Here is a 16059-nt window from a genome sequence, read left to right as displayed (position 1 = left end):
ATCAACGAAAAATTTTTCTTCATACAGTATTCCCATCCGCACCCGGTCCAAATACATCAGGTATGGCAGCTACGGACACAGAGCCATTTTTCCCGTGAAAATAAATTTCATCATAATCTTAAGTGTATGTAAGCATAAACAAACAGTAAGCTCTTCTACTCTTCATTACCTTCTCTGCATGCTGTAGAGCATCCCGCCGATTCTTTTCTCCGCTGGCACTTTCAGTTGCTCTCCCTCACTAAGGTCTGTACTGCTCTTCTAGCAAAACAGCCTTACCTTCTACAAATGTCAGATGGAATAATCTGTCCACAAGCTCTTCGCTAATAAAATTCGTATAGTCAACTTGCTGAGGTCTCGCCCCATTTAGTTCAACTATAGTTACATCAGTCTCAAGCTTAAGTCGTTCGATTTCATCGCTTGCATTTCGGATATAGAATCCATTAGGCAATGATTCGGGTTCTTGTATACCATCTTCTTTAGCCGCAATTTCTGCCGCCTCTCCACCGAACCATTCCACCTCATCCAGATCCAGATAAACCGAGTTCCCTTCTGTGATTACTCCCTTTATAAAAGCTAATTTTTTCTCCACTTGAGGTAAGTTATAAATAATTTTTTTCAGTTCCTCCACGCTTTCACCCTGCACTCCACTCTCAGAGTTAGATTGGATTGAAATCTCGCCTATAGTTTGAACAAGCTCCTTGGTAGTTTGGTTAGTCTCTTTTGGTGGCTTGTTATAAAAAGAATATCCATTAAAGCCAAGTGAGACTAATGTGATACCCGCTAAGACTGTACCCATTAAATTTTTCCATTTCATAAGCTTCACCCTCTATCACAAGATTTAACGGAACCTTAATAAACAATTGCGCTATATCATAGACAATCACAAGTTGACCGGGCAGAATAAATATTATATACATGTCTTACCTATAACGTAGTTGAAGGAGCTCACACTTATGACAGAATCATTTCAAGCGTTAGTTGTCGACAAAACAGAATCTTCCTTCTCCGTAGCTGTTAAACCGGTTACCCTAGAGGATCTGCCAGCTGGAGAGGTTGTAATTAAGGTTGCTTACTCCAGTGTAAACTATAAAGACGGTTTAGCCAGTATTCCAAACGGTAAAATTCTAAGAACATATCCCTTTATTCCAGGGATAGATTTATCCGGTGTTGTGGTATCTTCCACAGATGAGCGGTTTCATAAAGGGCAGCAAGTCATTGCGACAGGATATGGTGTTGGCGTATCACACTTTGGCGGCTTTAGCAAATACGCTCGGATTCCAGCAGGTTGGATCACTCCCCTTCCCGAAGGCCTGACGCTTAAAGAAGCTATGATCTACGGTACTGCAGGACTGACAGCTGCCTTGTCCATACTAGCCCTGGAAGATCATGACGTTTCCCCGGACAAAGGCAAAGTACTTGTAACAGGCGCTACCGGCGGTGTAGGTGGATCTGCTATTGCCATGCTTGGCGCAAAAGGGTATAGCGTAGTGGCAAGCACAGGTAACGCCAAAGCTACCGATTACCTTAGAGGTATAGGAGCCGAAGACGTGATCTCACGTGAAGAGGTCATTGGCGGCGCCAGCAAACCCTTGGACAAACAATTATGGCAAGGCGCAGTAGATTCGGTGGGTGGTGACACCCTTGCCGCAGTTTTGAGTAAAATCACCTACAGAGGTTCTGTAGCTGCAAGTGGCTTAACCGGAGGCACTTCAGTTCCAACTACAGTACTTCCGTTTATTCTTCGGGGTGTTAACCTTCTCGGCATAGATTCCGTTGAATGTCCTGCAGACCTTCGCCAGAAGGCTTGGAAACGGATGGCGAGCGATCTGAAGCCAAGTCAGCTGGAGAACCTCGTGGATCGTGAAGTCACGTTAAACGAGCTACCGCAAGCATTGGAAGATATTCTACAAGGAAACCTTAGAGGAAGAGTACTTGTCCGTTTATCCTAGGTTTAACAACGAAACCTCCCGGAATCTAGAGTTCCGGGAGGTTTTTTTAGTTTACTCTTGGTTATTTGGATACTGGTAATGCGGCTGCTGCTGTACATAGGGTTGTTGGCGATAATGCTGATCATAACCCTGCGTATAGTACCCTTGCATCGGGTAAGGCTGATAATTAAAGGCTTGTGTAGCTGGAGGCATTTGTGAAGATATCGGGATGGGTTGTGCCTGCATATGAGCGTATGGATTCATATTTGGCTGCATATTAGGATGCATATTAGGATGCATATTAGGATGCATATTTGGTTTAACATTGGCTTGCATATTTGGGGCCATGTTAGGGGCCATGTTAGGGGCCATATTAGGAGCCATATTGCTGCTGCCCATTACTTTATCTTCTTCGCAGCAGTCAGCAGGAGGGCCGATGAAGGTTCCCGGCTTGATTGGAGCAAGAGCTTCTTTTACCTTAGCTTCATTTAAGCAGTAAGTATGGGCTAATACATTTGCTGGGGTTTTGCTAAGAATATCCGAACCTAAAATGACCTCAGGAATAGGTGCGTCAAAAATCGCGAGCAGATGTGTATTATCCACAGTAGCTACCTCATAATGCCACCAGCCTTGCGGCACGTTTGCCACTTGACCCGGACAAATCGGAAAATGCAGAAGTTCATTTGTGAACGGATTGATTAAAGACACTACCGCTGAACCGCAGATACAATACACAAGCTCTGCAGCATTTTGATGATAATGAGGTTCCACAACATTTGATTTGCTAAGAAAAATATCCAGCAGCGATATGTTCTCAAGCGTGTTCAATTGTTTAATCGACAGCAAGTTAATGAAGTTGTTGGCATCTTTTTTAAAAAGTGTATTGGTGTTCACATCAAAAGTAAACTCTGTATTGGGGGACGTATAGTCCATGTATGAAGTCACTTTTTTTCCTGCCTTTCTGTTGCTATAAATTTTTGCTTTCCCTAAACACAAGATATGCGTTTGCCTATGCCTAGGTGCGGAGATTCACTACTCCTGATAAAAATTCATCTTTCTTTTCTAAACGGGGCATCCTCTAAGTATTACACTCTCACCCCACATAGGAGGCATAGTATGAAATCCATTCACACAAAAATAGTGTTAGCGTTATGTATCACTCTCTTTACAATTATGGGTTTCCAGCCTATGAATCTCAGCTCCACGGTTGAGGCCGCCAATAACAAAACATCATCGAAACAGGCGCCTCTTACATTTGTTCTAGTTCATGGGTCTTGGGCTACTGCTGGTTTTTGGGATCAAACGGCCGCCGCACTTCGCAGCTTAGGACACACCGTCTATACTCCGGAATATGCCGGTCATGGCGGGGACAAAAACAATAATGTAACGCATGCGCAAATTACACAATCTGTTGTCGACTTTATCAAGCAAAAAGACTTAAAGGATATCATTCTGCTCGGACATAGCTTTGGTGGATCGGTGATCCAAACCGTCTCTCAGCAAGTACCGGATCGGATCAAACGTCTGGTATTCTTCGATGCCTTCGTACCGCTGGATGGGCAAAGTCTGGCGGACCAATTTCCAGCTGATTCGCTGAAGTACTTTGAACAGCTGAGAGATAATTCCGGCAATAATACCATAACGCTCCCTTTCCCTCTTTTCCGGGATACATTCGTCAACACCGCCAGTCTTGCGGAAGCGCAAGCTTTTTATAAACAAGCTCCTCCTGAGCCAGCAAGTCCACTTTTCGAAAAGCTTGATCTCAAGAAATTTTACAGTCTCCAGATTCCCAAAAGTTATCTTTATCTAACGGAGGACACCGCGATACCGCAAGGTCCGTACGGATTCCATCCTACACAATCCAGTCATTTAGGCGTTTTCCGCTTCATCGAGGGCAAAGGAGATCACATGACTACCGTTCGAACCGAACCCAAAATGCTGGCGGAATTGATGGTGAAGGCGGGAAGAGATTAGTCGCCTAACAGCTGGATAGTCTAGTAGCTGTTGTGGCTTGAGCTGGGGTTCGCGAGCTGGGCTGGTGACGTGAGCTGGGCTGGTGGCTCGAGCTACGCTTTGTGATGTGAGCTGAGCTATGCGATGTGAGTTGCGCTGTGTAATGCGAGCTGGGCTATGCGACGTCAGTTGCGCTGTATGATATGAGCTGGGCTGGTGACGTATGCTATACTCTATAATGCAAGCTGGGCTTTGTGATGCTGAGTTGGCCTTCCACTCTGAGCTGAACATTGCGACTCCAAATCCACTAGAGCTTGGCGGGGATCGGACCGAGGAGCTCTTATTTTCACAATTTCGGCGAATTAGCCATGCTATCGGACTCAGATGCAGCTATTCACCCAAAAGTACTCCTATAATGCGTGATTTCAGGGGAATAAGAGCCATACAGTCCGAAACTCTCGCCAGAACGATCATAATGCCAAAATAGCTGCAATACGGTCCGTATCGATGTGTGAAGCGAGGTCTCTTAATTAATCACCAACGTAGGCTGATGATTTGTGACGCTGAGCAGGTATTGTCACTCTGGGCTGAACATTGCGACTCTAAATACACTAGAGCTTAGCGGGGATCGGACCGAGGAGCCCTTATTTTCATAATTTCGGCGAATTAGCCATGCTATCGGACTCAGATGCAGCTATTCACCCAAAAGTACTCCTATAATGCGTGATTTCAGGGGAATAAGAGCCATACAGTCCGAAACTCTCGCCAGAACGATCATAATGCCAAAATAGCTGCAATACGGTCCGTAACGATGTCTGACGCGAGGTCTCTTAATTAATCACCAACGTAGGCTGATGATTTGTGACTCGAGCTGGCATTGCCACTCTGGGCTGAACATTGTCACTGATGATTTGTGGAGAAACAGACCGCGTGGACTGAACGATTGTGCTTTCGAATCAAAAAAAAGAGCAAGCGTATGGGAATCCCCTAATACGCTTGCTCTTTTTATCCATAACATACCTACTTCCTAGGCAATCCGCCACGCGGCAGCTCAGGGTCCGATGTCACTCCGGTAATCACCCAGCTATTCTTCTCTTGCACAAGTGAGATTGTCAAAAATATAGAAGGTGCTGGTCCACTTGAAGTCGCAGTATCCAAACGCATTTCTATGACCTCTGAGTTCTTGTTAATTATCGTTTCTTTAGTGACCTCGTAGTTCGTGATCCAGGGGCTGGAGACACCCGTCACCCAGTTTAGTTCAACAAACCGCGGATACATAATCTTTTTGAATTCTTTAGAGAAGATCGAATATTGAATCGAGGCATTCCGATGCTGTAATCCGAACCCGTATAGCTCTGATGCTTGAATTGCAGAAGGTAATATAATGCGCTTGGACTCCGGAGCTGGCTTGGGCATAGCCGATAGCAGTTCTCCATTAACGCGAGTCATAGTAACGGGGGCTGATGCACCCAAGGCCATTCCCGGCAGAAGCAACAACCCTGCAATTAGAGCAGTCGCCATTTTCTTTTTGCTAATTAGAATCACCTCATTCGTAGCCTGTTCACTACATGTGAATTGAATCTAATTATTCCCCCACTTCACTCATAAATATGTACACTGTTTCCAAATCCACCAATAATGTATACCTCAATGAATTAAACTGGTAATATAAAATACATACGATACTACGCAATCATCAATTCCATTAGATTTTTATAGGAGATGTTCTCATGAAAAAAATCTTAAACATTTGTCTAGCATCAGGCCTGCTACTCACTCTATCCGTCGGTACCTTAAATACAGCAAGCGCAGAATCCAAGGTCAAAACCTACAAAAACTGCTCGGAGCTAAACAAAGATTACAAAGGTGGAGTTGCTATTTCCAGCTCAACCAAGAACAAAGGCGGCAAAACGAAAAATAAACCCTATGTATCGAAAGAACTCTATAATGCCAATAAAAAAAGCGACCGTGACAAAGACGGAATCGCTTGTGAGAAATAGGCTTAACCTTGCTCAATCATTTGCTTGAGCCTTAGATCCCGCGTGAATATCGCATTTCAACTATAAAAAAGAGAAAGACATCCAGATCCAGGACGCCTTTCCCTATTCGAACTATTGCTTTTTATTGATTAAACCGGGCCACAACAAACACCGCAGGTGAATTCCAATAGATCGTCACTTCATTCGTAGAATAGCTAAGCTCATGATCGACAAAGCACTGCGCAGCTGGTTTTCCCTGTAAATGCTCAACTACATATTCATCATGCAGCCCACGATCTGGCCCCCCTGACACCAATCCTGGCACCGGATCAGCCACTTGGTCACCTACAGAAGGGCGATGATGCGGATTCATCACGGCATGATCCCCAAATCCGGTAACATAGCTGATATCCAATACGTTACGCCCCATCAGATAATGTAGATGATCTAAGGCACAGTCCGCAAAACCGGAGTCTCCACTAAAATATTCAGCCGCCAGCAGCAGCATTGCATTGTTCATTACAAGCATATTGCTGCCCCAGATATAGTCCTCCTCTTTTAAAGAGATCCTATAGCCCTCCTCACGACTCTGTTCCACTAATCGTTGCGCCTCAGCAACAAGCCCTTCTTTTAACGAGACATATAAAGCACGTTCTGCTTGCTCCTCACCATTTAACAGATAAGCAATAGTGCCATAGCCCCCCATATCACCCCAGCCTAAACTGTATTTTGGAAAAGCCAGCTGCACTAGCTGGAGAACAGCTTGATGATACTCCTCTTTCCCTGTCGTACGATACAGCTCCGCCGCTGCCCAATACCGCTCGTCCTTATCGACTCCATCCCCGTATTCTCCAGTGCTAATCTCAGGCGGATTCGTAAAACCGGGTACATCTGGATGCTGAACAAGCCATTCCCATGCTGCCCCTGCAGCATCCAGACATTTCCGCGCATAAGCAGCATCAAAAGACTCGTACACTCTTGCAGCCATAGCCATAACCCCAGCAAAATCTCCAGTAGCAGTAGCAGATATTGGTGAGAAGTACAGATCCGCTGTATCGTCCTCAGGCATAACATCCAGTCCAGGAAAGCTTAGCGTAGTCAGTTTATGGTATACACCACCTGTTGCGGAGTCTTGCATTTTAAACAACCAATCGAGCTCCACCTTGCATTCCAGCAGCACATCTGGCGTAGATCCATCACTTTCAGGCAATGGGATAGCGCTTACAAAAGCCGAGGGATATAATTCATATGCAAGCAGCATATCCGCGATAGCTTTCGCTCCGGGACCGCTATATTTTCCATAATCACCTGCATCATGCCAGCCACCCGAACAGTCTAGTTGAAGATCCGGTTGCCCATATACAATCCCTTTTGCGGTATGACACGCCTTGTGCTTCCAATCTTCAGCATATTCTTCAGTCAATCCAACGCCACAGCGATAATAATAGAAAGCTTTCAGCAAGCCCTGTTGAAGCTCATGATAAGGCTGATCTGAGATTGTAAAGGATGCCGAAGCTACACCCTCGCCCTGCTCAATCCGATATCTTCCCTCAGCCTTGACCTCCGAGAAATCACCTGTGTGCAAAGTTACTCCACTGGCTTTATCAAATCTTCCAGCATCTGAACTACCTTTGAACACAATAGTCCCGCTATCAACATCAACTACCTGAAAATCATGCTCAGCACCTGTAAATACTGCGATTTTTTCTCCATCCAGCGGATATCCGATTTGATTCACAGTAATGGCGCGAAGTGTACGCTCGCTCATCTTCATTCTCCTTTTATGTAAAAATGATGAAGCTGAAGTAACCTTTCTCTTCTAGTTGAGAATACTCTATTCTAGTTATCTATGGCAATGATGTATACAAGAAAAAACCTAGAGTCACCCGAAACGAAACGGATAACTCTAGGCGGACAAAACAGCTTATTTATCGTCAAGCAGTTTAATAAAGTTAGCTGGAAGTGTGAACTGCTTATTATGAACCACTATACGGCGAAGCTCCTCCTCGAAAGAGCTAAGATCATCTTCATCATCGTCTTTAATTTCTTTTATATCTCGGTGCAGACGCTCCATTTGCAGATCAAGAGCATGGGCGGCATCCGCCGCATTTTTCAGCTCACGAGTCATGCTCTCAGGTACTGATTTATTATATTTATAAAAGATTTTATGTTCGAGGCTTGCCCAGAAATCCATAGCAATGGTACGAATTTGAACTTCTACACAGACAAGCTCCTGGCGATCGGACATAAAAACAGGGACTTGAATCAGCAAATGAAGACTCTGATATCCGTTAGGTTTAGGATTCTTAATATAATCCTTTACCTCAAGAACCGTTAGATCATCCTGCTTCTGAAGCATCTCACTAACATGATAGATATCAGAGATAAAAGAACAGGTGATCCGCAGACCAGCGATGTCTTTAATACAATTTTTCACTGAATTCAGCGATAATTCACCATTTTTGCGCAGCATTTTGTTCATGATACTCTCTGGTGACTTAATACGCGATTTGGTATGTTCAATTGGGCTGTAATCATGCAGAGACTGAAACTCCTGTTTTAGGATCTCAATCTTTGTTTCCATCTCATCCAATGCAAATTTATAAATCAACATGAAACGAGTGATATCGTGCTTAAGCTTCTTAAATTGTTCAATTTGATTCTCGGGGGTCATTATCTCATTTCTCCTCTTGTAGCGTTTCTCTATATTTATCATAGCCAATCCACTAGTGAAATTCAAATTCAGCGGTATTCACTTTTCAATTTAGAGAAGACAGCAAGATCCACATACCGACCTTTTTCGAACTCATGTTGCCTTAAGACCCCTTCTTTGTAGAAGCCGAGCTTATTCATCAATATAAGTGACGCCTCATTTTTCGGTTCCACTCTCGCTTCAATTTTATTTAGTTTCATGTTCAAAAAGCCAAACTGCATAACACGGTTCACTACCTCTGTCATAATCCCCTTTCCCCAAAAAGCAGGCATTAAGTCATACCCAATTTCCACACGATGATGATCTTGCTCATAATTCAGAAATCCGCAGGTTCCAATCACTTTTTGAGTCTCACGATCTTCAATCATCCACCGTAAACCGGATTGTTCCTTAAAAATTTTGTCATACCATTTCATTTCATCTATCGCATCCTCGACCGAAATGAAGGGTGTAAATGGCATATATTTCACAACGGCTTCTTGGGAATAAAGTTCAAATATATCATAGCGATCATTTTCTGTTGCTTTACGTAGTGTACATCGTTCAGTTTGTAACACAGGGAAATCAGTAAATCCAAATTCTGAATTCATGTAAGTTCTCCTTTTTCTAGTTGAGCTGTTTCCACTTTTGCTCTAGCGTTTGCGGAACATACTCCTTCAATAGAGTTAAGAGTTCCAACGGCTCGTTGGATACGTTTAGCAGACTGAGATGCGAAGAATTAGAGAAGCCTTCTTGGATACTGTTATGAATCAGATTCAGCAGAGGATCAAAATAATTCCTGATATTTAGAACCCCTACCGGCTTCTTGTGTATGCCAATTTGTGACCAGCACAAAACCTCAAAAAGCTCCTCATACGTTCCAAACCCTCCAGGTAAAGCAATGAAGCCATCTGCCAATTCTCCCATTTTTGCTTTACGGCCATGCATATCTTCTACTTCTATCAACTCCGTTAATTCTCTATGTACCATTTCCCCATTAAATAATCCTCTAGGCATTACTCCGATTACCTCGCCTCCACCATTCAAAACAGCATTAGCGACTTCACCCATTAATCCGATTTTTGAGCCACCGTAAATTAAACGATAATTATTCATAGCCATGTAGTTACCAAGTTCAACAGCTTTAGCTTTATAATCCTCATGTCCCCCTAAATTCGATCCTGCGAAAACACATATTGATTTCAAAATCCCATCTCCAAACTATATATTGATAATGTCCGCTATCTAATATACTATATGTTGGAGTATAAATCATGTGAAAGATTAAGGAGTGCTACATAATATGGAAATTAATGATGTGCAGAAATGGATTAATCATTTTTATGGAGAACGAGGCTGGACTACTTATGGTCCTTTTATAAGAGTGGGATTCTTAATGGAAGAGACAGGTGAAGTAGCACGAGCTGTACGCTCCTATGAAATCGGCAGAGATCGACCGGATGAATCGACTCGTACTCCAGAGCAACTGAAAACCGACTTGATTGAGGAAATCGGGGATGTTCTCGGAAATATCGCATTGTTAGCCGACTTATATGGCATCACTTTAGAAGAGGCTTTTACTGCACATAAAGACAAATTAGTGAAGCGGTTTAATTCCTAGGGACGAAGTAATCCTGAAAAAAATAGGACTACAATCGGCACAACCGAATTGTAGCCCTTCATTAATTTACTCTTTAAGCCCTGTTAAGCTTTACCGCCTAATGTATGATTCGAAATTGCTTTGATTATGGTTTCCCAATCATCCGGATGGACTTCGTGGCCCGTTCCTTCCAGGGTTAGAAGCGACGCATTAGGAATTTCCGCAGCAAGTGCCAAGCCATGCTCTATAGGAAGCACCGTGTCTTCTGTGCCGTGGATAACCAAAGTAGGAACCATGATATTTTTTGCCTTGCCCTCGTAGTCGTCATCCCCTGTAAGGAGAGAATGATTAAACATGCTAAGCAAGTTGTTGGCACGTTTTATTTCCATCCTTACTTGTTTATACGCTCTTTTCTCATCGAATTTATGTTTTGAACCACAGAGTATGCTGGAACCTGAAACCAAATAATGGGCTACCGCTTCCTCATTAGACCAATCCAGTGTTGCTCCATCTGCATGGAATGCGAGGATCCGCTCATCCATAGGAGGCAAGTTCCGATCATTATCATCAGATTCGAAAAAACTTGATGCGATCAAGGTTAAGGTTAGAACTTTTTGCGGATGACGTGTAGCAAGGACTTGTGCAATCATTCCGCCTAAGGACATCCCAACGATATTTGCCTGTTCAATATTATAGGCGTCTAGTAACCCAGCGGCATCATTAGCCATATCTATCACGGTATAATTGGAACTCCCAGACTCATAAACAACGGAACGTCCGACATCCCGGTTATCATAACGAATAACGTAACGTCCGGTATCTGCTAATCGCTGACAGAACTCTTCATCCCAATAAACCATAGAACATGTGGCACCCATAATCAGCAATATCGCAGGATTGCTAGGATCTCCAAAACTTTCCGAGCATATATCAATTCCGTTTACTTTTACTATTTTTTCGCTCATTGTTCATTCCTCATTTCATTCGAATTTTATCAATGAATGCACAGTTAAATAAGACTCAATACATTTTCAAAAAAATGGATGATGTCATCATTGAATTGCACCTCAAATTAACGTAAACGAATGAATTTGATAATCACGATAAGCACTCTCCTATTCCATATTGAAGGGTTTTTAACCCAATTCCGATTATAACACAAAAAAGCTATCCCCTGATTTTACGGATCAAGGAGATAGCCTTACTATTTTTCGCCACAAAAATATTCGTTAAATAAATACTTCTTCAACAGTCAAATTACGCTCTTTAGATAAGTCTCTGAACGTAGTCTCATTTATTTTTACCAGAGGTTTGAAAATATCCAACGGATTATTCATAATAATCGTACCTTGCTCACCATTGCTAAGCTGAACGCTCTTACCCACAAAATTCGGCAATAAATGTCCGATCAGAGCTTGTACCGCATTTCCATTCAGCTTGCCAAATCCAAGTTCATGTACCTTGCGAAGAACGTTAATCAGGCCTTGTTTCGGTTGATTCGCTCTTCCTAAGGTCATGCCTACATAAGTATTTGCGACAGCAACAATCTGCGTATACGGGTGCAAGTCCTGTTTACGGAGATTGTTAGGATAACCTGTACCATCCTCGAATTCATGATGCTGAAGCGCCACTAGTGCGGTCTTTTCGTCATTCATCGATTTAAGGATAATGTCGTATCCATACGTAGTATGACGTTTTAGTTCTTCTGATTCTTCAGGAGTTAAGTTATCCGTCTTATTTAAGATATGTGGAGCAATCTGGCTTTTTCCGATATCGTGCAAATAACCGGCTCTACTAATCTCAAATCTTTCGGCTTTTGTATGACCTAACCAAGTCGCTATGTAAAAGGATAACAGTCCGACCTGCAATGAATGATTGTATGTACTGATATCATCACGTTCAAGCAGCAATAATAAAGAAACGACATCCTTTTGTTCATCCAATTTCTCCAGCAATGGCTGCAGCGTATTATCAACATCCGACTGCGTAAAGCTACCCTTGCTGAGTGCTTCCAGAAATATAGATTCATAGTTTTGGATGGCTTGATCAAAATTACCATCTATCCCTTGTGCCACATTCATTTCTTCATTATCCAGCGCCATCATGCGTGGTTCAATATCGACATAATCAATCTGATGCCTCATCAGGATGGTGATTTCTTCTCCGTAGACCACTGTCCCCTTCGGAAGCACGTGTAGGCCAACACTATTGAATGTATCTGCTATTAGACAATCGCCATGTTTGAGATCTGTGACATGAGCTTTCAAAATTCAGCACCCCTTACTATATGTAGGTATATTTTACCTTAAGGATAGCTAAATTCTTCCAAAGTAACAATATGGTTAAAGTCTCATTAAACCACTCGGTTAGTTCAAAAGACCCCCGCGACTTCAGCACCCCTAAATCTATTTTTAGAGATTAAGCCTTACATTTATCCGTCTTACACACTACCTAAAAGGGATTGCTAAATTCAGCGATCACTTTCCCAATCAGCTTATCCTTCGACACAAATGGAGTATCCCACAGATGAGCATCATAGCTTATATTCCGGTTATCTCCAAGAAAAAAATAATGATCGGCGGGTACCGTAACCGGTCCAAAAGTGTAATCCATCTGTTCATTGAGGTAAGGTTCGTTAACCATCGCTCCGTTTCGGTAAAGTTCGCCATCTTTAATTTCCAAGGTATCTCCAGGCAGCCCCATTAGCCTTTTTACATATCTTTTATTCTCATCACCAGCTACAGGTGGCGTAAATACAACAATATCTCCATGCTCCAGTGTGGTCATCCATAACATTTTCTCAACAATTAAGCGATCATTGATTTGAATCGTTGGGATCATAGAGCCCGTTGGAACTCGCATGGCTTCAGCAACATAGGTTCTAACAAACAAAGAAATAACCACTGCGATCATAATACTCGGCAACCATTGCTTCATAAATTTCAACATTATTGCTCACCTCGCATTCATTTTAATGAGTCAAACTTTTTCAGCTGGTTCATATTCAGTTCATATTGTCGTCATGTATAGTTCATCTTCATCGGGTAAGCTTCCTTTAGCGACTCGTTAAGGTAGCTAGAATAAAGCGATTAGAACAGGAGAAGATGCGAGTGAAACCAGAAGAAGAGGTTATAAAAAAAAGGATGAATAAACCGCTGAAAATTATACTTATTTCCTTAGGGGCTTTAGCTACTGCAATAGTACTTTTTCTAGTGACTGTTTTTGTCGCTAATATTTTCCTTAATAAATCGGACCAAGCTAAAATAAAACCCTATGGTCAGTCTGTAAGCGTCGACGGTAAAAATATGAATGTTTTGATTCAAGGAAATGGCGAAGAGACGGTCGTACTCTTACCTGGTTATGGAACGGTGGCACCGGGACTTGATTTTAAACTGCTGATAGATGAACTATCTCCATTTTACAAAGTTGTCGCGATTGAGCCTTTCGGTTATGGATTAAGTGATAGAACTGAAAAAGAACGAACCACGGAAAATATTGTAAGTGAAATTCATGAAGCTGTAAAGCAGCTTAATATTGACCGTTATATTCTAATGGCACACTCTATTTCCGGTATGTACAGTTTGAATTATGTGAACAAATATCCAAACGAAGTGAGTGCATTTGTCGGGATTGATAACAGTATTGCAACAGAAGACAGAACAAATGTTAATATACCAACAGGAAAATTAAAACTACTTAGAAAATCAGGCTTGGGCAGATTGTTATTTAAAACAAGTGGAAACCCCTATGTTGGATTGCCGTTTGATGATGAAACTAAAGAACAATTGAGATTATTTACACTTAGAAACACTTATAATTACACTCACTTAAATGAAGTGGAACATATGTCTTCTAATTATAAAGGGGCTCTAAATTCAACTTTTCCAAAGGATCATCCCCTTTTGCTCTTTGTACAAGGGGATGATACTCTCTTAAAAGATTGGATATCATTGCATGAAGAGCAAGTCAAAAATTCTAAACAAGGAAAATTGGTAAAACTTGATGCAGGACATTATCTGCACCATACCAAATCAAAAGAAATCACTGAAAATTTCAAGACATTTATGGAAGAAATAAAATAAAAAGCGTTTCTTCTATTCTCCATGCTGCAGTCATCGTGTGCAAGTTTCCTTGCATTTCATGACGCAGCATTTTTCTTAGTATTCAAATCTCGAACCGCTCAATAATTCGATTCATTTCCCCATCAACATCAATCGAAGTATTCTTAGGAATATGAATGACGAACAAACCGCCAAAGATCAACTCACATTTGCCTTCATTCTCTATAATTCTATGTTTAAAATCTGCAATGGCCGTTGAATCAACAGCCTCTTTACTAAGCAGCCAAGCGTATCTTTTGAAAGGAGATTTCTGGACGGTCTCTTGGTAATAATAGACTCCATTTTCTTCCTTCACCTGTATAATATCTCCCATTGTAACAGCCGGATTAAAAATCGGTGTCTCTTCAATTCGAAATTTATCTTTGCCAAATGGAGTAACATCGAGGATTTCTATTTCACGGCCATCTGCGTTGAAGCAGATATGGATTCCGGACGATTCTAGCATCGGCACACCTCTATCCTTGTTCAATATCTAATCTTGTTCATTCTAAATAACACAAAACAAAGTAAATACATTAGGCTCGTAATCCCGAACAACCTAAAGATTCCGGGCGTTAATAACATATATAAACTGTAGGGAAAACTCCAGATAAATGCAAGCAGCATTAGCCGACTTCTGTTTAAAAAGACACCTATTGCTAATAACCCCGCCGGTAATAACAACATAATTATACTAATTACAAGAGTGGAGCGATTCGTAATCTCAGCATAAGGATTGATGAATATAAAAATTAGCCATAAAAAAACGGTCATCAAACTGGACATATAACCTATTAGTTTAATGATTGTTAAATTTATGGATGACTCCATCCTATCCCCTCAATTCTTTCGCAATAATTCTCTCCAGCCATTTCCATGGAAGCAGCGTTTTGCCTAAGATTAAGATTCGCGTGCCTTTGCCGATAGGATAACGTAGCCGTGGTGCTTTCATTTCGGTAATACGACCGATAAGATTAGCCACTTGACTAGGGTCAGGCGCTGTCTCAGCAGTATGTTTGGAATATCGTAGCACAGCGTCAAGACGTTCTTTATACGGAGAATCCTCCTTACGTCGAATTTGCTCCATGCCTTTTCCCCATATCGGTGTACGGAAGGAGCCCGGTTCAATTAATACCACCCGTATTCCATAAGGGGACATTTCATGACGCAGGCTTTCGCTGAAACCTTCAACAGCAAATTTAGAAGCTGCATAAGGCGCATAACCTGGAAATCCGGATAATCCGCTTACACTTCCCACATTAATAATCGTGCCGCTCTGCTGTTCTCGCATAATGGGCAGCACAGCTGTTGTCACAGCCACTAATCCAAAAAAGTTCGTCTCCATTTGCCGCCGCCATTCCTCCATAGATATTTCTTCTATGAAACCGCCAATGGCAAAACCTGCATTATTGACTAGAACATCAATTCTTCCAAATGTTTCGTGTACTGAAGATATTGCTATCTCTATAGAATCGCTGTCGGTGACATCCATGGTCATTAAATGAAGCTGCTTTAAAATTCCTGCCTGCTCTGCCTGCTGCACCAGCTCGGCTTTACGGTTTAAATCACGCATGGTTGCTATCACCTTAAACCCCTGTCCAGCCAAATTGAGCGCTGTCAGCAATCCAAATCCACTGGAGGTTCCGGTAATCAGGGCCACTCGATCGTGCCCATACTCTAGATGTGAACTCATATTTACTCCCCTTTGTATTTCACAATTATAAAAACAAGCAAACAAACGTTCTATTGCCCATTGACTATCCATTAATTTCAAGTTATAGTAAGAGCATCTTTTATATTTCTGTGC

At 42.1% G+C, this 16059-nt stretch carries 16 protein-coding genes and 1 pseudogene; 5 read left to right on the top strand and 12 right to left on the bottom strand.

What is annotated here, in order from left to right:
- Window positions 1-238: 238 nt before the first annotated feature.
- Entirely contained in the window at window positions 239-814 is a 576-nt protein-coding gene (locus tag NYE72_RS11410) for a hypothetical protein (RefSeq protein WP_339211798.1), read from the bottom strand.
- Window positions 815-953: 139 nt separating this feature from the next.
- Between NYE72_RS11410 and NYE72_RS11405 the strand changes: the two genes are divergently transcribed.
- On the top strand, window positions 954-1949 hold the full coding sequence (locus NYE72_RS11405; RefSeq protein ID WP_076142368.1) for an acryloyl-CoA reductase: 996 nt from the start codon (window positions 954-956) through the stop codon (window positions 1947-1949).
- Between the two features lie 396 nt (window positions 1950-2345).
- On the opposite strand, the pseudogene NYE72_RS11400 reads toward NYE72_RS11405, so the two are convergent.
- Window positions 2346-2873, bottom strand: a pseudogene (locus NYE72_RS11400) (cupin domain-containing protein); the annotation flags it as partial.
- Between the two features lie 171 nt (window positions 2874-3044).
- Here NYE72_RS11400 and NYE72_RS11395 point away from each other — a divergent pair.
- Window positions 3045-3902 (top strand): alpha/beta hydrolase, encoded by an 858-nt coding sequence (locus NYE72_RS11395; protein WP_339211797.1) that lies wholly within the window; start codon window positions 3045-3047, stop codon window positions 3900-3902.
- A gap of 999 nt (window positions 3903-4901) precedes the next feature.
- Here NYE72_RS11395 and NYE72_RS11390 read toward each other — a convergent pair.
- Entirely contained in the window at window positions 4902-5426 is a 525-nt protein-coding gene (locus NYE72_RS11390; RefSeq protein WP_143763155.1) for a hypothetical protein, read from the bottom strand.
- 185 nt (window positions 5427-5611) lie between these two features.
- On the opposite strand from NYE72_RS11390, the gene NYE72_RS11385 reads away from it, so the two are divergent.
- A complete protein-coding gene (locus NYE72_RS11385; RefSeq protein ID WP_038570042.1) occupies window positions 5612-5881 on the top strand; it encodes an excalibur calcium-binding domain-containing protein in 270 nt (89 codons plus the stop codon).
- A gap of 121 nt (window positions 5882-6002) precedes the next feature.
- Here NYE72_RS11385 and NYE72_RS11380 read toward each other — a convergent pair whose 3' ends face one another.
- From NYE72_RS11380 to NYE72_RS11365, 4 genes are all read right to left on the bottom strand, one after another.
- On the bottom strand, window positions 6003-7628 hold the full coding sequence (locus NYE72_RS11380; protein ID WP_339211796.1) for a glycoside hydrolase family 9 protein: 1626 nt from the start codon (window positions 7626-7628) through the stop codon (window positions 6003-6005).
- A gap of 156 nt (window positions 7629-7784) precedes the next feature.
- The gene (locus NYE72_RS11375; protein WP_036689808.1) at window positions 7785-8534 is read right to left on the bottom strand and encodes a GTP pyrophosphokinase family protein; all 750 of its coding nucleotides are present in this window, start codon (window positions 8532-8534) and stop codon (window positions 7785-7787) included.
- A 68-nt stretch (window positions 8535-8602) separates the two neighbouring features.
- The gene (locus NYE72_RS11370; RefSeq protein WP_339211795.1) at window positions 8603-9163 is read right to left on the bottom strand and encodes a GNAT family protein; all 561 of its coding nucleotides are present in this window, start codon (window positions 9161-9163) and stop codon (window positions 8603-8605) included.
- A 16-nt stretch (window positions 9164-9179) separates the two neighbouring features.
- Complete coding sequence (locus NYE72_RS11365) at window positions 9180-9758, bottom strand: TIGR00730 family Rossman fold protein (RefSeq protein ID WP_036689805.1); 579 nt, start codon at window positions 9756-9758, stop codon at window positions 9180-9182.
- 97 nt (window positions 9759-9855) lie between these two features.
- On the opposite strand from NYE72_RS11365, the gene NYE72_RS11360 reads away from it, so the two are divergent.
- Entirely contained in the window at window positions 9856-10173 is a 318-nt protein-coding gene (locus NYE72_RS11360) for a MazG-like family protein (RefSeq protein ID WP_076142003.1), read from the top strand.
- 83 nt (window positions 10174-10256) lie between these two features.
- Here the strand turns inward: NYE72_RS11360 and NYE72_RS11355 are convergent, their stop codons facing one another.
- From NYE72_RS11355 to lepB, 3 genes are all read right to left on the bottom strand, one after another.
- Window positions 10257-11117, bottom strand: coding sequence for an alpha/beta hydrolase (locus tag NYE72_RS11355; protein ID WP_076296318.1), 861 nt, complete (start codon window positions 11115-11117; stop codon window positions 10257-10259).
- 264 nt (window positions 11118-11381) lie between these two features.
- A complete protein-coding gene (locus tag NYE72_RS11350) occupies window positions 11382-12419 on the bottom strand; it encodes an HD domain-containing phosphohydrolase (RefSeq protein ID WP_036689800.1) in 1038 nt (345 codons plus the stop codon).
- A gap of 184 nt (window positions 12420-12603) precedes the next feature.
- Window positions 12604-13101, bottom strand: coding sequence for a signal peptidase I (lepB, locus tag NYE72_RS11345; protein WP_076142005.1), 498 nt, complete (start codon window positions 13099-13101; stop codon window positions 12604-12606).
- Between the two features lie 155 nt (window positions 13102-13256).
- Here lepB and NYE72_RS11340 point away from each other — a divergent pair, with 155 nt between their 5' ends.
- Window positions 13257-14234 (top strand): alpha/beta hydrolase, encoded by a 978-nt coding sequence (locus NYE72_RS11340; RefSeq protein ID WP_339211794.1) that lies wholly within the window; start codon window positions 13257-13259, stop codon window positions 14232-14234.
- 82 nt (window positions 14235-14316) lie between these two features.
- Here NYE72_RS11340 and NYE72_RS11335 read toward each other — a convergent pair whose 3' ends face one another.
- Together NYE72_RS11335 and NYE72_RS11330 are read right to left on the bottom strand one after the other, a co-directional pair.
- A complete protein-coding gene (locus tag NYE72_RS11335; RefSeq protein WP_036689795.1) occupies window positions 14317-14718 on the bottom strand; it encodes a DUF4265 domain-containing protein in 402 nt (133 codons plus the stop codon).
- 366 nt (window positions 14719-15084) lie between these two features.
- Entirely contained in the window at window positions 15085-15945 is an 861-nt protein-coding gene (locus NYE72_RS11330; protein ID WP_076274269.1) for an SDR family oxidoreductase, read from the bottom strand.
- Between the last annotated feature and the right edge of the window lie 114 nt (window positions 15946-16059).

The sequence above is a fragment of the Paenibacillus sp. FSL L8-0333 genome (assembly GCF_037965665.1).
Taxonomy (GTDB): Bacteria; Bacillota; Bacilli; order Paenibacillales; family Paenibacillaceae; genus Paenibacillus_AQ; species Paenibacillus_AQ odorifer.
The sequence above is the reverse complement of the archived record's forward strand: the minus strand, read 5'-3'. Positions and strand labels throughout refer to the sequence as shown.

Coding starts and splice junctions, on each gene's coding strand:
- NYE72_RS11375 (WP_036689808.1), bottom strand. CDS start 8,534: ATGACCCCCGAGAATCAAATTGAACAATTTAAGAAGCTTAAGCACGAT.
- NYE72_RS11335 (WP_036689795.1), bottom strand. CDS start 14,718: ATGCTAGAATCGTCCGGAATCCATATCTGCTTCAACGCAGATGGCCGT.
- NYE72_RS11405 (WP_076142368.1), top strand. CDS start 954: ATGACAGAATCATTTCAAGCGTTAGTTGTCGACAAAACAGAATCTTCC.
- NYE72_RS11395 (WP_339211797.1), top strand. CDS start 3,045: ATGAAATCCATTCACACAAAAATAGTGTTAGCGTTATGTATCACTCTC.
- NYE72_RS11340 (WP_339211794.1), top strand. CDS start 13,257: ATGCGAGTGAAACCAGAAGAAGAGGTTATAAAAAAAAGGATGAATAAA.
- NYE72_RS11410 (WP_339211798.1), bottom strand. CDS start 814: ATGAAATGGAAAAATTTAATGGGTACAGTCTTAGCGGGTATCACATTA.
- NYE72_RS11330 (WP_076274269.1), bottom strand. CDS start 15,945: ATGAGTTCACATCTAGAGTATGGGCACGATCGAGTGGCCCTGATTACC.
- NYE72_RS11385 (WP_038570042.1), top strand. CDS start 5,612: ATGAAAAAAATCTTAAACATTTGTCTAGCATCAGGCCTGCTACTCACT.
- NYE72_RS11360 (WP_076142003.1), top strand. CDS start 9,856: ATGGAAATTAATGATGTGCAGAAATGGATTAATCATTTTTATGGAGAA.
- NYE72_RS11355 (WP_076296318.1), bottom strand. CDS start 11,117: ATGAGCGAAAAAATAGTAAAAGTAAACGGAATTGATATATGCTCGGAA.
- NYE72_RS11370 (WP_339211795.1), bottom strand. CDS start 9,163: ATGAATTCAGAATTTGGATTTACTGATTTCCCTGTGTTACAAACTGAA.
- lepB (WP_076142005.1), bottom strand. CDS start 13,101: ATGTTGAAATTTATGAAGCAATGGTTGCCGAGTATTATGATCGCAGTG.
- NYE72_RS11380 (WP_339211796.1), bottom strand. CDS start 7,628: ATGAGCGAGCGTACACTTCGCGCCATTACTGTGAATCAAATCGGATAT.